15 protein-coding genes are annotated in these 16,766 nt (G+C 59.1%); 12 read left to right on the forward strand and 3 right to left on the reverse strand.

From position 1 onward, the window contains the following. Positions 1-145 precede the first annotated feature (145 nt). On the reverse strand, positions 146-1,036 hold the full coding sequence (locus ACIPIN_RS25475) for a LysR substrate-binding domain-containing protein (protein ID WP_401123567.1): 891 nt from the start codon (positions 1,034-1,036) through the stop codon (positions 146-148). Between the two features lie 137 nt (positions 1,037-1,173). On the opposite strand from ACIPIN_RS25475, the gene ACIPIN_RS25480 reads away from it, so the two are divergent. The 3 genes from ACIPIN_RS25480 to ACIPIN_RS25490 all read left to right on the forward strand — a co-directional run bounded on the left by ACIPIN_RS25480 (position 1,174) and on the right by ACIPIN_RS25490 (position 3,288). Then, positions 1,174-1,914 (forward strand): SDR family oxidoreductase, encoded by a 741-nt coding sequence (locus tag ACIPIN_RS25480; RefSeq protein ID WP_401123569.1) that lies wholly within the window; start codon positions 1,174-1,176, stop codon positions 1,912-1,914. 71 nt (positions 1,915-1,985) lie between these two features. After that, positions 1,986-2,876, forward strand: coding sequence for an SDR family oxidoreductase (locus ACIPIN_RS25485; protein ID WP_401123570.1), 891 nt, complete (start codon positions 1,986-1,988; stop codon positions 2,874-2,876). 154 nt (positions 2,877-3,030) lie between these two features. Beyond that, entirely contained in the window at positions 3,031-3,288 is a 258-nt protein-coding gene (locus ACIPIN_RS25490; RefSeq protein WP_401123573.1) for a hypothetical protein, read from the forward strand. 12 nt (positions 3,289-3,300) lie between these two features. Here the strand turns inward: ACIPIN_RS25490 and betT are convergent, their stop codons facing one another. Both betT and epsC read right to left on the reverse strand, forming a co-directional pair. Beyond that, complete coding sequence (gene betT / locus ACIPIN_RS25495; protein ID WP_401123649.1) at positions 3,301-5,262, reverse strand: choline transporter BetT; 1,962 nt, start codon at positions 5,260-5,262, stop codon at positions 3,301-3,303. A gap of 453 nt (positions 5,263-5,715) precedes the next feature. Next, complete coding sequence (gene epsC / locus ACIPIN_RS25500; RefSeq protein ID WP_401123575.1) at positions 5,716-6,642, reverse strand: serine O-acetyltransferase EpsC; 927 nt, start codon at positions 6,640-6,642, stop codon at positions 5,716-5,718. A 194-nt stretch (positions 6,643-6,836) separates the two neighbouring features. On the opposite strand from epsC, the gene ACIPIN_RS25505 reads away from it, so the two are divergent. From ACIPIN_RS25505 to ACIPIN_RS25545, 9 genes are all read left to right on the forward strand, one after another. Beyond that, positions 6,837-7,829, forward strand: coding sequence for a D-cysteine desulfhydrase (locus tag ACIPIN_RS25505; protein WP_401123578.1), 993 nt, complete (start codon positions 6,837-6,839; stop codon positions 7,827-7,829). 274 nt (positions 7,830-8,103) lie between these two features. After that, a complete protein-coding gene (gene tcyJ / locus ACIPIN_RS25510) occupies positions 8,104-8,898 on the forward strand; it encodes a cystine ABC transporter substrate-binding protein (protein WP_401123581.1) in 795 nt (264 codons plus the stop codon). Then, positions 8,898-9,563, forward strand: coding sequence for a cystine ABC transporter permease (gene tcyL / locus ACIPIN_RS25515; RefSeq protein WP_401123584.1), 666 nt, complete (start codon positions 8,898-8,900; stop codon positions 9,561-9,563). The genes tcyJ and tcyL overlap by 1 nt, the downstream gene beginning before the upstream one ends. Before the next feature lie 4 nt (positions 9,564-9,567). Beyond that, complete coding sequence (gene tcyN / locus ACIPIN_RS25520; RefSeq protein ID WP_401123586.1) at positions 9,568-10,314, forward strand: L-cystine ABC transporter ATP-binding protein TcyN; 747 nt, start codon at positions 9,568-9,570, stop codon at positions 10,312-10,314. Between the two features lie 507 nt (positions 10,315-10,821). Beyond that, on the forward strand, positions 10,822-11,559 hold the full coding sequence (locus ACIPIN_RS25525) for a hypothetical protein (protein WP_401123589.1): 738 nt from the start codon (positions 10,822-10,824) through the stop codon (positions 11,557-11,559). Between the two features lie 419 nt (positions 11,560-11,978). Then, positions 11,979-13,220, forward strand: a complete 1,242-nt coding sequence (locus ACIPIN_RS25530) for an SfnB family sulfur acquisition oxidoreductase (RefSeq protein ID WP_401123592.1) — start codon at positions 11,979-11,981, stop codon at positions 13,218-13,220. Between the two features lie 39 nt (positions 13,221-13,259). Continuing rightward, the gene (locus ACIPIN_RS25535; protein ID WP_401123595.1) at positions 13,260-14,453 is read left to right on the forward strand and encodes an SfnB family sulfur acquisition oxidoreductase; all 1,194 of its coding nucleotides are present in this window, start codon (positions 13,260-13,262) and stop codon (positions 14,451-14,453) included. Then, positions 14,453-15,826, forward strand: coding sequence for an LLM class flavin-dependent oxidoreductase (locus ACIPIN_RS25540; RefSeq protein ID WP_401123598.1), 1,374 nt, complete (start codon positions 14,453-14,455; stop codon positions 15,824-15,826). The genes ACIPIN_RS25535 and ACIPIN_RS25540 overlap by 1 nt, the downstream gene beginning before the upstream one ends. 129 nt (positions 15,827-15,955) lie before the next feature. Then, the gene (locus ACIPIN_RS25545; protein WP_401123599.1) at positions 15,956-16,765 is read left to right on the forward strand and encodes a MetQ/NlpA family ABC transporter substrate-binding protein; all 810 of its coding nucleotides are present in this window, start codon (positions 15,956-15,958) and stop codon (positions 16,763-16,765) included. The last annotated feature ends 1 nt before the right edge of the window (position 16,766 follow it).

Below are 16,766 nucleotides of genomic sequence, written 5' to 3' on the forward strand. Positions count from 1 at the left end.
AGACGTAACAACCCGATATCCCATGATGCTTCCTTAAATCGACGCTCCTACATCATGGTCCAAAAATATTCGACCACAACACGGCAGCTCCTACAGGGATATGCGGTCGGTGTAGGAGTTGCCGCAGGCTGCGATCTTTTGATTTTTAGCGGGCCTGCGCAAACACCTCCGCCACCCAATCCACAAACACCCGGACCCGTGGCGACATGTGTCGATTGTGTGGATAGAGCACTGAAACCGGCATCGCTGGCGGTGGTGTGTCGAGCAACACCTCCTGCACCAATCCCTGGGAAATCTGCTCGGCCATGCGGTAGTGCGGGCATTGGATCAGCCCTAACCCGGCAACTGCCGACGCCGCATAGATTTCCGCACCGAAGACCGACAGTGCACCGTCGATGGCGACTTCCTTGAGTTCGCCGTCGACCATGAATTCGAACGGAAACAGCTTGGCGGTGGTGCGCGAGACGTAGTTGACCGCGCGGTGGTGAGCCAGATCCGCGAGGTTTTTCGGTTCGCCGTATTTACGCAAGTAAGCAGGACTGGCGCAGGTGATCTGGCGCAGGGTCGCAACGCGCCGGCCGATCAACGCCGAGTCCCCCAAGGTGCCAGCGCGAAGCACGCAATCGACGCCCTCGGCGATCAGGTCGACGAAGCGATCGGCCTCACTGATGGATAACTCGATTTCCGGGTAGCGCTCGATGAATTGCGGCAATGCCGGGATCACGAAGTACTTGGCCAGCGTGCCGTGTAAATCGACCCGCAACCGCCCTTTCGGCGCCACCGAACGAAACGCCTGCTCAGCCTCCTCCAACTCCGCCAGCAGCTGCACGCAACGCAGGTAGTACGCCTCACCATCCAGCGTTGGACACACCTTACGCGTGCTGCGCTCAAGTAAACGTGTACCAAGCCAGGCTTCGAACTGGTTGAGGGTATGGGTCAGCGTGGCGCGGGGCAGGTTCAAGTCATCGGCGGCAAGCGTGAAGCTGCTGCGCTCGTAGATCCGCACAAAAACCTTCATCGCTTTGACTTGATCCACGCTGAACTCCTGCCGCTCGATTGTTGGCGATTATTGAACAGTCAAGGCAACTTTCGTGCATTTATCGCCCTGAGTAAACAGGTGAATCTGGCTTCACTCCGAGCAAACAACCTCACCACTTCAAAGGAATCATCGCCATGACTACTCAAACTTCGAAAGTTGCCATCGTCACCGGCGCCTCCCGCGGCATCGGCGCCGTGATCGCCAAACAACTCGCCTCCGAAGGTTTCGCCGTCGTCATCAACTACGCCAGCAGCGCCACTGAGGCCTCAAAACTGGTCGTCGAACTGCGCCAGGCCGGCCATCAAGCCATAGCGATCAAGGCCGACGTGTCCAACGCAGCAGACGTACGCCGGATGTTCGACGAGACCGAAGCGCAACTGGGCAAAGTCGACGTGCTGGTGAACAACGCCGGGATCCTCAAAGTCCTGCCGCTGGCACAACACAGCGATGAACTGTTCGAACAGACCTTCGCCATCAACACTCGCGGCACCTTCAATACCCTGCGCGAAGCCGCGACCCGCCTGAATGCCGGTGGCCGCATCGTCAACTTCTCCAGCAGCACCGTGGCCATGAACCTGCCCGGTTACGCGGTGTACATCGCCAGCAAAGCGGCGGTGGAATCCTTGACTCAGGTGTTCGCCAAGGAACTGCGCGGTCGCAACATCACGGTCAACGCGGTGGCCCCCGGTCCGGTTGCCACTGAACTGTTCCTGCACGGCAAAAGCGAAGAGCAAATCCAGACCTTCGCCAAGATGCCGCCGCTGGAACGCCTCGGTCAGCCAGAAGACATCGCCAACGTCATTTCCTTCCTGGTCAGTCCGGCTGCCGCGTGGGTCAACGGGCAAATCCTGCGCACCAATGGCGGACTGGTTTAAGCCCTCGCCTTTCTGAACAACCGCTCGGTCTGCGGACGGCTTTCCCCTGCGTCAAACTCAAGGTGAATCTCATGAAAAACGTCATTCTCATCACTGGTGCCGGCACGGGTATCGGCAAGCTCGCAGCAGAATCTCTGGCCGAGGCCGGGCATATCGTTTACGCCAGCATGCGTGACATTAACGGGCGCAACGCTGCACGAGCCGAGGGCATTCGACTCTGGGCCAAACAGCAGAACCTGGAATTGCACCCACTGGAACTGGACGTGTTGTCGCAAGACTCGGCCGACGCCACCGTCGCCCAAATCATCGCCGAGCAAGGTCGTCTCGACGTGGTGATGCAGAACGCCGGGCATCTGGTGATCGGCCCGACTGAAGCCTTCACCGCCGAAGAAATCATGAAGGTCTTCGACACCAACTTCTATGGCGCTCAACGCGTCAGCCGGGCAGTGTTGCCGCAGATGCGGGCGCAGGCGTCGGGGCTGGTGCTGTGGATCAGCAGCACCACGACCAAGGGCGGTTTCCCACCGTTCATGGGCCCTTATGCAGCGGCCAAAGCGGCGATGGATTCGCTGGCGGTGAGCATGTCCTACGAGCTGACCCGCTTTGGCATCGAAACCTCGATTGTGGTACCCGGCGCGTTCACTCGCGGCACCGACCACTTCCCGAGCGCCGGCAAACCGGCCGACGTTGCGCGCAACGACGCCTATGCTCGATATGACGGGGTGATGGACAAAGTCGGCGAACGCCTCAGTGCACTAACCCCGGAAGAGGCCAATCCGCAGGCAGTGGCCGATGACATCGTCAGGATTGTCGGCTTGCCACGCGGCTCACGGCCGGCAAGGTCGGTGATCGATTTTGTTGGAGATGGCGCGGCGCAAGTGTTGGAGGTTTCGGAGCGAGTAAGGGTCGATTTTGCCAAGCGGATCGGGATTGATGATTTGCTTGTCTTGAAAGCTCTGTGACCCCTTCGCGAGCAAGCCCGCTCCCACATTAGGCCTCTGTCGTACACAAAGTTTTCGTTCAAAGGATATCCAGTGTGGGAGCGGGCTTGCTCCGGGCGGCGTTCCGACGAAAGCGGATTAACAGGCAATACATATCTAAAGGGCGGAATACATCATGCACACCACAATCATCATCACCTTCGGCCTGGTCCTGCTGGCGCTGATGCTGTTTATCGGTCAGAAGCTCGGTTTCAGCCGCCAGACCCTGACCTACAGCTTTGTTGTCCTGTGGCTGGCACTGACGGTGATCAACGGCGCCATCGGCATGATCTCCGCCGGGCAACCGCTGACCTCCGAATTGATGGTGGGCTTCATGGTGTTCGGTGTGCCGGTGGCTGCGCTGGTGCTGTTCATGACGTTGAACATCGCCTGAGACCGGCCTCGGTCAGCGCACCAGATGCAAAAACTGCATGTGCCGCTCGTACTGATCGAGGATGTCGTTGATGATTTGCTCCTTGGTGTAGCCCACCAGATCGTAATCCTGACTGCCTTCGCTCAGGTGCACTTCAGCCCGGTAGTAGCGACGGTTGTTGAGCTCTTTGGAGCCCATCCCGCCACGGGCAAAGGACGGCGTGAAGTAACCGCGCATTTGCGCCTGGTAGATGAACGGATGCTGATCGCCGTGACCGATTTCCAGACTGACGCTGTCGTTGACCGGGTCTGGTTGGGTGACCACGTTCAAGCCCTTTTCAGCAAACACCGCCGTCACTTCTTCAATTGCCGGACGCACCGTTGTGTCGAGGAAACGGTACACCTCGTCGCGCGATGGAAAGTGCACGGCCTGGCTCAAGCGCTGACGCCAGCCACCTTTGCCGCGCCGTGATGCCGAGACCGGCGCCAACGAATGCAACTGAGCGATCTGCTTCTGCGATTCGAGGTAGAACGCCTTGTGCAGCCCCCACATCATCAGCAACAGAATCATCGAGAACGGCAACGAGGTGAGCACCACCGCTGACTTCAACGAGTCGATGCTGCCAGCGAACAACAACGCACTGGTGACCAGTGCCGTCATCGCACCCCAGAACACCCGCAACCATTTCGGCCCGTCTTCATCGGCGTTACCGCCCTTGGCCGACAGCGTCGAGAGCACCACGGTGCCGGAGTCGGCCGATGTGACGAAAAACACGAAGCTGATGAACACCGTGACAGCGATCACCGTTTTACTCCACGGGTAAGTTTCCAGCAGCAGGTAAAGGGTCATCGACGGGTTGTCGATAGCCGACATGCCAAGGGCACTCATGCCATGGTTGAGCACCTGGTCGATGGCGCTGTTACCGAAGATCGACATCCACGCCAGGGTGAAACCGAGCGGAATCAACAGCACGCCGAAGACGAATTCGCGGATGGTCCGGCCACGGGAAATGCGCGCAATAAACAGGCCCACGAACGGCGACCATGCGATCCACCAGGCCCAATAGAACACTGTCCAGCCGCCCAGCCAGTCGCTGGGCTTGTCGTAGGCGTAAAGGTCGAAACTCTTCATCGGCAAGGCGCCGAGGTAATCACCGAGGTTCTGAATCAGGGTGTTGAGCAGGTGCTGAGTAGGGCCGGCGAACAGCACAAACAGCAACAGTGCACAGGCCAGCAGCATGTTGATGTCGGACATCACCCGCACGCCTTTATCGACGCCGGCGACGGCGACAATGATCGCCGCGCCCATCATCAGCGTGATCAGGCCGACCTGAATCCACTGGGTGTGGGCGAAGCCGAACAAGTAGTCGAGGCCGGAGTTGAGGTGCAACACACCGAAGCCCATGTCAGCGCCCAGACCGAACACCGTGGCGATGATGCCGAAGCCATCCACCGCATAACCGATCGGGCCGTTGATGCGTTTGCCGATCAGTGGATAAAGCGCCGAGCGCAGGGCCAGCGGCAGGTTATGCCGGTAGGCGAAGTAGGCCAGCGCCATGCCGACAAAAGCGAACACGCCCCAGCCATGCAGGCCCCAATGCAGAAACAGAATCTGCATTGCCTGGCGTGCCGCATCGGCCGTACCGGCCTCTCCCTGAGGCGGTTGCAGCAGGTGAGTCAGGGGTTCGGACACACAGAAGAAAAACAACGTGATGCTGATCCCGGCGGCGAACAGCATGCCGGCCCAGGACAGGTAACTGAATTCGGGCTCGTCGTGGTCGGCACCGAGCTTGATCTTGCCGTAGCCAGACAAGGCGGTGACCACCACGAAGACCAGATACAGGGTCATCGCCAACATGTAGTACCAGCCGACCGTATTGGCCGCCCAGTTTTGCGCCGCCAGCAACCAGGCGCCGGACTGTTGCGGGAAGGCGATGACCACCAGGCCGAACAGTAAAATGAAGGTCGCCGCGAAGTAGAACACCGGCGGATTCATGCGGATCTGACCGCTTGGAGGGGTGAATGATGCACTCATGAAGCGTGCACCTCGAGGGGGTAAAACGTGGCAGTAAAAAACGGACTCAGCAAAGGCTAGCCTCCTGTTGTGAGCGGGCAGCGAACCACCGGTTTAACTTGAATGAACGTTCAAGTTAAACATGGATGGGCTGTGAGGACTAATCGCAAGGCTCGGCGGTACGTTTCGTACACTGGCTCAGGAAGGGTATGACGGGGGGTGGAGGGTTTGTTCTGTGGGAAATTTTCTGGATGCCACGACCTGAGTAGACCGAAAAATCCAGCCGTCTGATTTCACGAACGCTTTGCGTCCGATCGCGGGCAAGCCTTGCTCCTACAGGGTTTGTGGTTGAGCACATTTTTGTGCGCACTCGACAACCGTAGGAGCAAGGCTTGCCCGCGATAGCGCCAGCCCCGTCAGCAAAATTCTGAAGCCCTACTTCTGCGTCCCATCGTCATGCTGCAGATTCGCCTGGGTCAGGTTGCAGCCGGCCGGTACGCTGCGGGTCAGCCAGACGTTGCCGCCGATGGTCGAGCCCTTGCCGATGGTGATCCGTCCCAGAATGGTCGCGCCGGCATAAATCACCACATCGTCTTCAACGATCGGATGGCGCGGATGGCCCTTCTGCAACTGGCCATCTTCGTCGGCCGGGAAGCGTTTGGCGCCGAGGGTCACGGCCTGGTAGATGCGCACCCGCTCGCCAATGATTGCGGTCTCGCCGATCACCACACCCGTTCCGTGGTCGATGAAGAAACTACGGCCGATCTGCGCGCCCGGGTGAATGTCGATGCCGGTCGCCGAGTGGGCAATTTCCGCGCTGATCCGCGCCAGCAACGGTAGCCCCGCACGGTACAAATGGTGGGCCAGACGATGGTGAATCACCGCCAGAATCCCTGGATAGCACAGCAGCACTTCATCGACGCTGCGGGCTGCCGGGTCACCGTGATACGCCGCCAGCACATCGGAATCCAGCAGGCTGCGCAGGCCCGGCAAGGCCAGGGCGAAATCCTGGATCAGACTGATCGCCCGCGCCTCGACTTGGGTATCGACCTGGGCGCTTTGCCGCGCGACATAGCGCAGCTCCAACCGCGCCTGAGCCAGCAACGCGTTCAGCGCCACATCCAGCGTATGCCCGACGTAGAAGTCTTCGCTCTCTTCACGCAAGTCCACCGGACCCAGGCGCATCGGGAACAGCGCACCACAAAGCGCTTCGAGAATCTCCGCCATCGCGGCTCGTGATGGCAGCTCACGCCCGCCCTGCTCGCCGCTGATACGACCGTTCTGTGCTCGCCACTGGTCGCGGGCAGTGCGCAGTTGGCTGACGATGGTCTGTAATTGCCAATGGCTGGAACGCTGGCTCACGGTAAAACTCCTCACGTGCTGCGGCCGGACGGTCGGGCCGCCTAAACGGCATTCACTTTACGGTATGCGTTCAAAGCGGAATTAAGAACTAATTGTGCTGTTCTCAGCACTTTTTGGCATAAGCGATGTTGACGGTTGCCCGAGCAAATCGGCCTGCCTATAGTCCAGTCATCTCCCACAACCAGTGCGGCCCCATGATCAAACAACAGCTTGCTCGTTTTAATCGTCTAGACCTTCTCGCCAATGCTACCGCCCTGGAAAAACTTGAACGCTTGTCGGCCTGGCTAGGCCGCGATGTCTACGTCAAACGTGACGACCTGACACCATTGGCCATGGGCGGCAACAAGCTGCGCAAACTCGAATACCTCGCCGCCGACGCACTTGCGCAAGGCGCCGACACGCTGATCACCGCAGGCGCAATCCAGTCCAACCACGTGCGCCAGACAGCAGCCCTGGCCGCCAAACTGGGCCTGGGTTGCGTCGCATTGCTGGAGAATCCGATCGGCACCGATGACCACAATTACCTGGGTAACGGCAATCGCCTGCTGCTGGATCTGTTCGATGCCAAGGTTGAGTTGGTAGAAAACCTCGACAACGCCGACCAACAGTTGCAGGCACTGGCCGAGCGTCTGCGCAGCAACGGCAAGAAGCCCTATCTGGTGCCGATTGGCGGCTCCAACGCCTTGGGCGCGTTGGGCTATGTACGGGCCGGACTGGAGCTGGCCGGGCAAATCGAGGACAGCGGACTGGAGTTTGCCGCGGTGGTGTTGGCTTCCGGTAGCGCCGGAACTCACAGCGGTCTGGCGTTGGCACTGAGCGAAGTACTGCCGAACTTGCCGGTGATCGGCGTCACCGTTTCGCGCAGCGACGAAGACCAGCGACCGAAAGTCCAGGGCCTGGCCGAGCGCACCGCCGAACTGCTGGGCGTGAACTTGCCGAAGAGTTTCAAGGTTGAATTGTGGGACGAGTATTTCGCCCCGCGTTACGGCGAGCCGAACGCTGGCACCCTCGCTGCTGTCAAGTTGCTGGCCAGCCAGGAAGGGCTGTTGCTCGACCCGGTCTACACTGGCAAGGCCATGGCCGGTTTGCTCGATGGTATCGGCCGGCAGCGCTTCAATGACGGACCGATCATCTTCCTGCACACAGGTGGCGCGCCGGCGTTGTTTGCCTACGCAGGGGCATTTTAAAGATCGCAGGCTTCGCCAGCTCCTACGCACGGACACCCGTAGGAGCTGCCGCAGGCTGCGATCTTTCAACGGCAAATCATATATTCTAATAACGAATAACAAACTGAATTTATATTATTTTCCTATCTAAAAGCCCCGTCATATAGTCCCGCCGCAGGCGCAATTGCCGCGAGACGCATACGCTGCTTTTAGGGCACGATGTCGCAGTCGTTCAGTTCCCGGTTTTGCCTGCTTCTCCAAAAAACGTCTTCATAAAAAAACACAGGGGCTTGTCATGAATTTTTCCGCATTTCGTCGAAATCTGCTGGTGGGCTCGCTGGGCCTGGTACTCGGTGCTGGCCTGTTGGGGCAAGCAGTGGCCGGTGAGCAGTTGCAAAAAATCAAGGATGCCGGCGTGATCAATGTCGGTCTGGAAGGCACTTACCCACCGTTCAGTTTCGTCGATGCCGACGGCAAACTGGCCGGCTTCGAAGTGGAGTTCTCCGAAGCCCTGGCCAAAGAGCTGGGCGTGAAGGTCAAACTGCAACCGACCAAATGGGACGGCATCCTCGCAGCGCTGGAATCCAAGCGTCTGGACGCGGTGATCAACCAGGTGACGATCTCGGAAGAGCGCAAGAAAAAGTACGACTTCTCTGAGCCGTATACCGTTTCAGGGATTCAGGCGCTGACCCTGACCAAGAACAAAGACACTATCAAGACCGCCGCCGACCTGGCCGGCAAGAAAGTCGGCGTAGGCCTGGGCACCAATTACGAGCAATGGGTCAAGGACAACGTTCCAAAAGCCATCATCAAGACCTATGACGATGATCCGACAAAGTTCCAGGACCTGCGTGTCGGCCGTATCGACGCCATTCTGATCGACCGCCTCGCCGCGCTGGAATACGCCAAAAAGGCCAAGGATACTGCCGCCGCCGGCGAAGCGTTCTCCCGTCAGGAAGCCGGCATTGCGCTGCGCAAAGGCGAGCCTGAACTGCTGGCTGCAGTGAACAAGGCCATCGACAAGCTGCGTGCCGACGGTACGCTGAAAAAGCTTTCGGAAAAATACTTCAGCGCTGACGTCACTCAATAATGGAAGAAGCTTTCCAACTCGCACTGGATTCCGCGCCCTTTCTGCTCAAGGGCGCGTATTTCACCGTCATCCTCAGCCTGGGCGGGATGTTCTTCGGTCTGTTGATGGGGTTTGGCCTGGCCTTGATGCGCCTCTCGCGCTTCAAGCTGGTGAGCTGGATCGCCCGCGTCTATGTGTCGTTCTTTCGCGGCACGCCGTTGCTGGTGCAACTGTTCGTGATCTATTACGGCTTGCCGCAATTGGGCATCGAACTTGATCCGCTGCCGGCAGCCCTGATCGGCTTCTCGCTGAACATGGCCGCCTACGCCTGTGAAATCCTCCGTGCCGCGATCAGCTCCATCGAACGTGGCCAGTGGGAAGCCGCGGCCAGTATCGGCATGACCCGTGCGCAGACCCTGCGCCGGGCCATCCTGCCGCAAGCCGCACGCACGGCGCTGCCACCACTGGGCAACAGCTTCATTTCGCTGGTCAAGGACACCGCGCTGGCGGCGACCATTCAGGTGCCGGAGCTGTTCCGTCAGGCACAGCTGATCACCGCTCGCACCTTCGAAATTTTCACCATGTATCTTGCCGCCGCACTGATCTACTGGATTCTTGCAACGGTGCTTTCGCACCTGCAAAACCAGTTGGAAGAGCGGGTCAATCGGCACGACCAGGAGTCCTGACCCCATGATTGTCGTGGAAAAACTGACAAAGCAGTTCAAGGGTCAAGTGGTGCTCAACGGCATCGATCTAAAGGTTGAAGAAGGCGAGGTGGTGGCGATCATCGGCCCTAGCGGCTCGGGCAAGACCACCTTCCTGCGTTGCCTGAACTTTCTCGAAGAACCCACCAGCGGCCGGATCAAGGTCGGCGACATCGAGATCGATGGCAGCCGCCCGCTGAACCAGCAGCAGAGCCTGGTGCGCCAGTTGCGCCAGCACGTCGGTTTCGTGTTTCAGAACTTCAACCTGTTCCCCCATCGCACGGCACTGGAAAACGTCATCGAAGGCCCTTTGGTGGTGAAGAAAATCCCAAGGGTTCAAGCGCTGGCGCTGGGTCGAAAACTGCTGGCCAAGGTCGGTCTGGCGGGCAAGGAAGATGCTTACCCGCGCAGGCTTTCCGGTGGGCAGCAACAGCGTGTGGCGATCGCCCGGGCACTGGCCATGGAGCCGGAAGTGATTCTCTTCGATGAGCCAACCTCGGCCCTCGATCCGGAACTGGTTGGCGAAGTATTGGCGACCATTCGCGGTCTGGCCGAAGAAAAACGCACCATGGTCATCGTCACCCACGAAATGGGCTTTGCTCGTGATGTGGCGAACCGGGTGGTGTTTTTCGACAAAGGTGTGATCGTCGAACAAGGTGAAGCGAAGGCGTTGTTTGCTAATCCAAAAGAAGAACGAACCCGGCAATTTCTCAGCAAATTTCTCAACGCCTGAAGTTCCGTATCAAGCCAGAACCGCATTAACCGCTGTCAACTTCCACGGACGGAAGTGACACTTATCGTAATACCCGACTGAAATAACCCTTCACTCACCCGCTTTCAGCGTCAATTAATCCGCCCTATCAAGAGCGGTATATAGATACCTCCTGCAACAACCTCCTGTCGCGTAACCTCCAGCACGCGTTACTCGCCCCAAAGCCATAAAACTCAGGAAATACTGGCTCACATATCGAGAACGCCTCAGAAAAAGCCGGACAGCATGTCCATCTATCACTGACGGCAAGTAGGAAATATCTGAATAACCGGGCATTCCAAAGTTCTAAACTTTCGTCTATTGACACCCCACCTACCACTCCCTTATCTAGGCACCAATAGGAACTTCACAACGCCTGAATATATTTAACTACCACTACCAAATATTGAACAACCTGAACTTCTACTGCACTAACGCCTTCGACACTTCCGAAATGGATTTCACTGCGATGTTTCAAGGAGAACACTCATGACCTGTATGTCGAACAACGTTGCACTGGCGGCTCCCAGCCTGACGCAGTCGCCCGGATCCGCCATCAACATCACCTCCGCTGCTCACCTGCTGATCGAGATACCGCCCTATGCCGGCATGGACGAAGGTGACCTGATCGAACTGTTCTGGGACAACTGCTATGTCGCCTCAAAGGTGCTCAACCGTGCAGAAATCGGCCAGTCACTTAACCTGCGAGTTCCGGAAAGTTTTATCCGCAACGGCGGCTCGCGCATCCACTACCGGCTCATGCAAGTCGGGCAGGGCCCCGCGCTGTCCGCGGCGAAACGGGTTCAGGTCAAACTCGACTGCCCGGGCGGTCAGCCCCACACCCTCTGCGCAGATGAAAACCAGAGCCTGGAGCCGTTGGGTATTCCCGAGATGATTCGCCGTCACGGGGTCAACCCGAACCAGATCAAACGGGGTGTGCCGTTGACCATCGAACCCTACCTGAACATGGCGGCTGACGATGAAATCACCCTGCGCTGGGGCGACGTGCGCATGGACCTGCCCAAGATCAAACCGAGCGAAGTCGGCCAACCGATCAACGTCTGGGTGCCGCCGGCGGTGATTCTTGAGGCCGGTGAAGACCATCGACTCGAAGTGACCTACTGCATCCTCGACCGGGCGGGTAATAACTCACGCTGGGCACCGGCGCGCACCTTGAAAATCGGCTGCGCCAATCCTTACCTGAATGTCCCGGCCAGGAAGTGCTGAACCCCGCAACCAATGAGATCCCTGTAGCAGCTGGCGAAGCCTGCGTTCGGCTGCGCAGCAGTCGCAAAATCGGGCGCAACGTCTATTCAGATTAATCGCGATTTCAGGATTTACGACTGCTGCGCAGCCGAACGCAGCCTGCGGCAGCTGCTACAAGGTTGCGTTAACACCCGCCCTTTCAGGGCCACATGCTAAAGACCGCAGGGCCTGTCGACACCCTTCTATGCATATTCCTAAAAGTTAGTTTATTAATTTTTTATACGCGCTTAGGGTATATACACCGGACCACCGGACATTCTTGATTTTGATTTCGCCGCACGATGCGGCTTATCCATGAGATGTGAGGTAGGTATGGTCAGGAACAAAATCACCCCGGTGCAAATCGCCAGGGCATTGCGTGCAGCCAAGGAGCGGCGCTGATGTCTAATCTGGCAGATGCAAACGTCCAGAGTGATCTGGACATTCCCCCGCTGTTGTTGCCCGCGCACGTTTTGCGCAACGACGCACAAGCCCTCGAAGCAGCCCACGAACTCGCTCAGGTCGCCCGCCTGCAAGCCGCGCGACGCGATCAGCAGCGCAAGTTGCCCTGGGCGGAGATCGAGCAGTTCACCCGCAGTGGCCTGGGCAGTATTGCCATTGGCAAAGCGTTCGGCGGCCCCGACGTTTCATTCGTCACCATCGCCGAAGTCTTCGCGATCATTTCCGCGGCCGACCCGGCATTGGGACAAATTCCGCAAAACCACTTCGGTATTCTCAATCTGCTCCAGCACACCGCTAACGAGCGGCAGAAAACGCAGCTGTTTCAGAGCGTGCTGGACGGTTGGCGGATCGGCAACGCGGGCCCGGAACGCGGCACCAAAAACACCCTGGAACTCAAAGCCCGAATCACCGCCGACGGTGATGGCTACGTCATCAACGGTCAGAAGTTTTATTCCACGGGCGCACTATTTGCTCACTGGGTCGCGGTCAAGGCACTGAACGACGACGGCAAGCAAGTCATCGCCTTCGTCCGTCGCGGCACCCCGGGGTTGCGCATCGTCGACGACTGGTCGGGCTTCGGCCAGCGCACCACGGCCAGCGGCACCGTGCTGCTGAACAACGTGCGGGTCGATGCCGATCTAGTGGTGGAAAACTGGCGGATCAACGACAGCCCGAATATCCAGGGCGCCGTGTCTCAACTGATTCAAGCGGCTATCGACGCCGGTATCGCCCACGGCGCCATCGACGACGCTATCAGCTTCGTTCGCGAACGCGCACGGCCGTGGATCGATGCCAAGGTCGAACGCGCCAGCGATGACCTCTACGTGATTGCCGACATTGGCAAACTGAAAATCGAATTGCACGCTGCTGAAGCGCTGCTGCGCAAAGCCGGGAAAGTGCTCGATCAAGTCAGTGCCGCGCCGGTCACCGCCGAGTCTGCCGCACGCGCCTCGATTGCCGTCGCCGAAGCCAAGGTGCTGACCACCGAGATCTCGTTGCTGGCCAGCGAAAAACTTTTCGAGCTTGCCGGCAGTCGCGCCACCCTCGCCGAGTTCAACCTAGACCGCCACTGGCGCAACGCGCGCGTGCACACCCTTCACGATCCGGTGCGCTGGAAGTACCACGCAGTGGGCACTTATCACCTGAACGGCACAAAACCAGCCCGCCATTCCTGGATCTGACCGACCAGAACACTTTTGACCAGATCTCTGGAGAAACACATGACTCTTTCTCACCCCGTCGCGGTCATCACCAGCGATGAACAAGCCCTCGTCGTCGCCAGCGATCTGGCCGAAGACTTCAAACGCGACAGCGCCCTGCGCGACCGTGAACGACGCCTGCCCTACCCCGAACTGGAAGTCTTTTCGCGCTCCGGCCTGTGGGGCATCAGCGTGCCCAGGGAATTCGGTGGCGCGGGCGTTTCCAACGTCACCCTGGCCAAGGTCATCGCGCTGATCGCCCGGGCTGACGGTTCCCTGGGGCAGATCCCGCAAAACCATTTTTATGCCCTCGAAGTACTGCGCGTAAACGGTACGGCCGAGCAGCAAAAGCGCCTGTACGCTGAAGTCCTCGCCGGTCAGCGCTTCGGCAATGCGCTGGCCGAACTCGGGACCAAAACCGCTCACGACCGGGTCACCAGCCTGACTCCCGATGGCGACGGTTTTCGCATCAACGGCCGCAAGTTCTACTCCACCGGGGCGATCTACGCACAACGGATTCCCACCACGGTGGTCGATGAAAACGGCGTCCAGCAACTGGCCTTCGTCCCGCGTAACAGCCAGGGCCTGACGGTCATCGATGACTGGAGCGGTTTCGGCCAGCGCACCACTGGCAGCGGTTCGGTGGTGTTTGAAGACGTCTACGTTTCAGCTGACGACGTGATCCCCTTTCAAAGCGCCTTCGACCGTCCAACACCGGTCGGCCCACTGGCGCAGATTCTTCACGCGGCCATCGACACCGGCATTGCTCGCGCCGCCTATGAAGACGCGCTGCATTTCGTACGGACCAAAACCCGCCCGTGGATCGACTCCGGTAACGACAAAGCCACCGAAGACCCGCTGACGATCAAAAGCTTCGGCCACCTGAGCATTCGCCTGCACGCGACTGAAGCACTGCTTGAACGCGCGGGAGAATTCCTCGACCGCGCCCAGGCCGAGACCAACGCCGAAACGATCGCGGCGGCCTCGATTGCCGTGGCCGAAGCACGCGCCATCAGCACCGAAATCTCCCTGGCGGCCGGCAGCACACTGTTCGAACTCTCCGGCAGCCAGGCCACCCTGGCCGAGCACGGCCTGGACCGCCACTGGCGCAACGCCCGCGTGCACACCCTGCACGACCCGGTGCGCTGGAAGTACCACGCGATTGGCAACTACTACCTCAACGATGAAAACCCGCCACTGCGGGGAACGATTTGATGAGTCCGCGTCTGAAACCGAAAAAGAAGATCCTGCTCAATGCCTTCAACATGAACTGCATCGGGCACATCAACCACGGCCTGTGGACTCATCCACGGGACAACTCGACCCAGTACAAGACCGTCGAATACTGGACCGAACTCGCTCAATTGCTGGAGCGTGGGCTGTTCGACGGGCTGTTCATCGCCGACATCGTCGGGGTTTACGACGTGTACCAGCATTCGGTTGATGTGCCGCTCAAGGAGTCGATCCAGTTGCCGGTCAACGACCCATTGCTGCTGGTGTCGGCGATGGCGGCAGTCACCAGAAACCTCGGCTTCGGCCTGACCGCCAACCTGACGTATGAGCCGCCGTACCTGTTCGCCCGGCGCATGTCGACCCTCGATCACCTGAGCCAGGGCCGGGTCGGCTGGAACATCGTCACCGGCTACCTCGACAGCGCCGCCAAAGCCATGGGCCTGAGCGAACAGGTCGAACATGACCGACGTTACGACCAGGCCGATGAGTACCTGCAAGTGCTGTACAAACTCTGGGAAGGCAGCTGGGAAAACGATGCCGTCATCAATGACCGCGAGCAGCGGATCTACGCGACGCCTGCCAAAGTTCACAAGGTCGAACACCACGGCGAGTTCTATCAGGTCGAGGGTTATCACCTCTGCGAGCCTTCACCGCAGCGGACGCCGGTGTTGTTTCAGGCCGGCAGTTCGGATCGTGGTTTGGTGTTCGCCGGCCAACACGCCGAGTGCGTATTCATCAGTGGCCAGAACAAGGCCTCGACCAAGGTGCAGGTGGACAAAGTCCGCGCCAGCGCTGCCGCTGCCGCTGCCGGGCGTAACCCCGAGGACATCAAGGTCTTCATGGGGCTGAACGTGATCGTCGGTGCAACCGAGGAGCTGGCCTGGGCCAAGCACGCCGAATACCTGAGCTACGCCAGCGCCGAGGCCGGAGTGGCGCACTTTTCCGCGTCGACCGGGATCGACTTTTCCGGGTACGAACTCGACGAGCCGATCCAGTACGTGAAAAGCAACGCCATCCAGTCTGCCACCAAGAACCTGCAAAACAACGACTGGACCCGGCGCAAGTTGCTTGAGCAACACGCCTTGGGTGGCCGCTACATCACCGTGGTCGGCTCGCCCGAGCAGGTCGCCGATGAGCTGGAGTCCTGGATCGCTGAAACCGGACTGGACGGCTTCAACCTGACCCGCATCGTCACCCCGGAAAGCTATGTCGATTTCATCGAACTGGTGATTCCCGAATTGCAACGACGCGGCTCGTACAAGACCGCTTACGACGAGGGCACCTTGCGGGAAAAGCTGTTTCACGCAGCGGCGCATTTGCCCCAGCAACATTCGGGCTCGGCGTTCCGACGCTAAAAGCATCGCGAGCAAGCTCGCTCCCACAGGGATTGCGTGAACACTGGAGATCCACTGTGGGAGCGAGCTTGCTCGCGATGAGGCCCGACCAGACACCACACATTTCATGCACTGACTGGAAAACCCATCATGACCAAGAAACGCTTAAAACACCCAGTCAAAGCACTGGCCCTGGCCCTCGGCCTCTTCAGCTCCATGACTTTCGCCGCCGATGCGCCGCTGAAAGTCGGCACCACCGCCGCCTTCGCCATCCCGCTGGAAGCGGCGGTCGAAGAAGCCGGCAAACAAGGTTTGAAGGTCGAACTGGTGGAGTTCAGCGACTGGATTGCGCCGAACGTCAGCCTGGCCTCGGGCGACATCGACGTAAACTATTTCCAGCACATCCCGTTTCTGGAAAACGCCAAGGCCGCCGCCGGTTTTGATCTGGTGCCGTTCGCGCCAGGCATCATCAACAACGTCGGCCTGTACTCGAAAAAATACAAAAGCTTCGATGAACTCCCGGAAGGCGCCAGCGTGGCCATCGCCAACGACCCGATCAACAGCGGTCGTGGTTTGCAACTGCTGGCCAAGGCCGGGTTGATCACCCTTAAACCGGGGGTCGGTTACAAGGCCACCGAAGACGACATCATCGCCAATCCGAAAAAACTTAAAATCCTTCAGGTCGAAGCCGTGCAACTGGTGCGTGCCTATGACGACGCAGATCTGGTGCAGGGCTACCCGGCCTACATTCGTCTGGCCAAGACCTTCGATGCCACCTCGGCGCTGCTGTTCGACGGCCTCGATCACAAGGAATACGTGATCCAGTTCGTGATCCAGCCGAAAAGTAAAACCGACCCGCGCCTGATCAAGTTCGTCGACATCTACCAGCATTCGCCGGTGGTTCGCGCAGCCCTGGATAAAGCCCACGGCAAGCTCTATCAAGCTGGCTGGGAAGGCTGAC

The sequence above is a fragment of the Pseudomonas sp. NPDC087697 genome (assembly GCF_044743155.1).
Taxonomy (GTDB): Bacteria; Pseudomonadota; Gammaproteobacteria; order Pseudomonadales; family Pseudomonadaceae; genus Aquipseudomonas.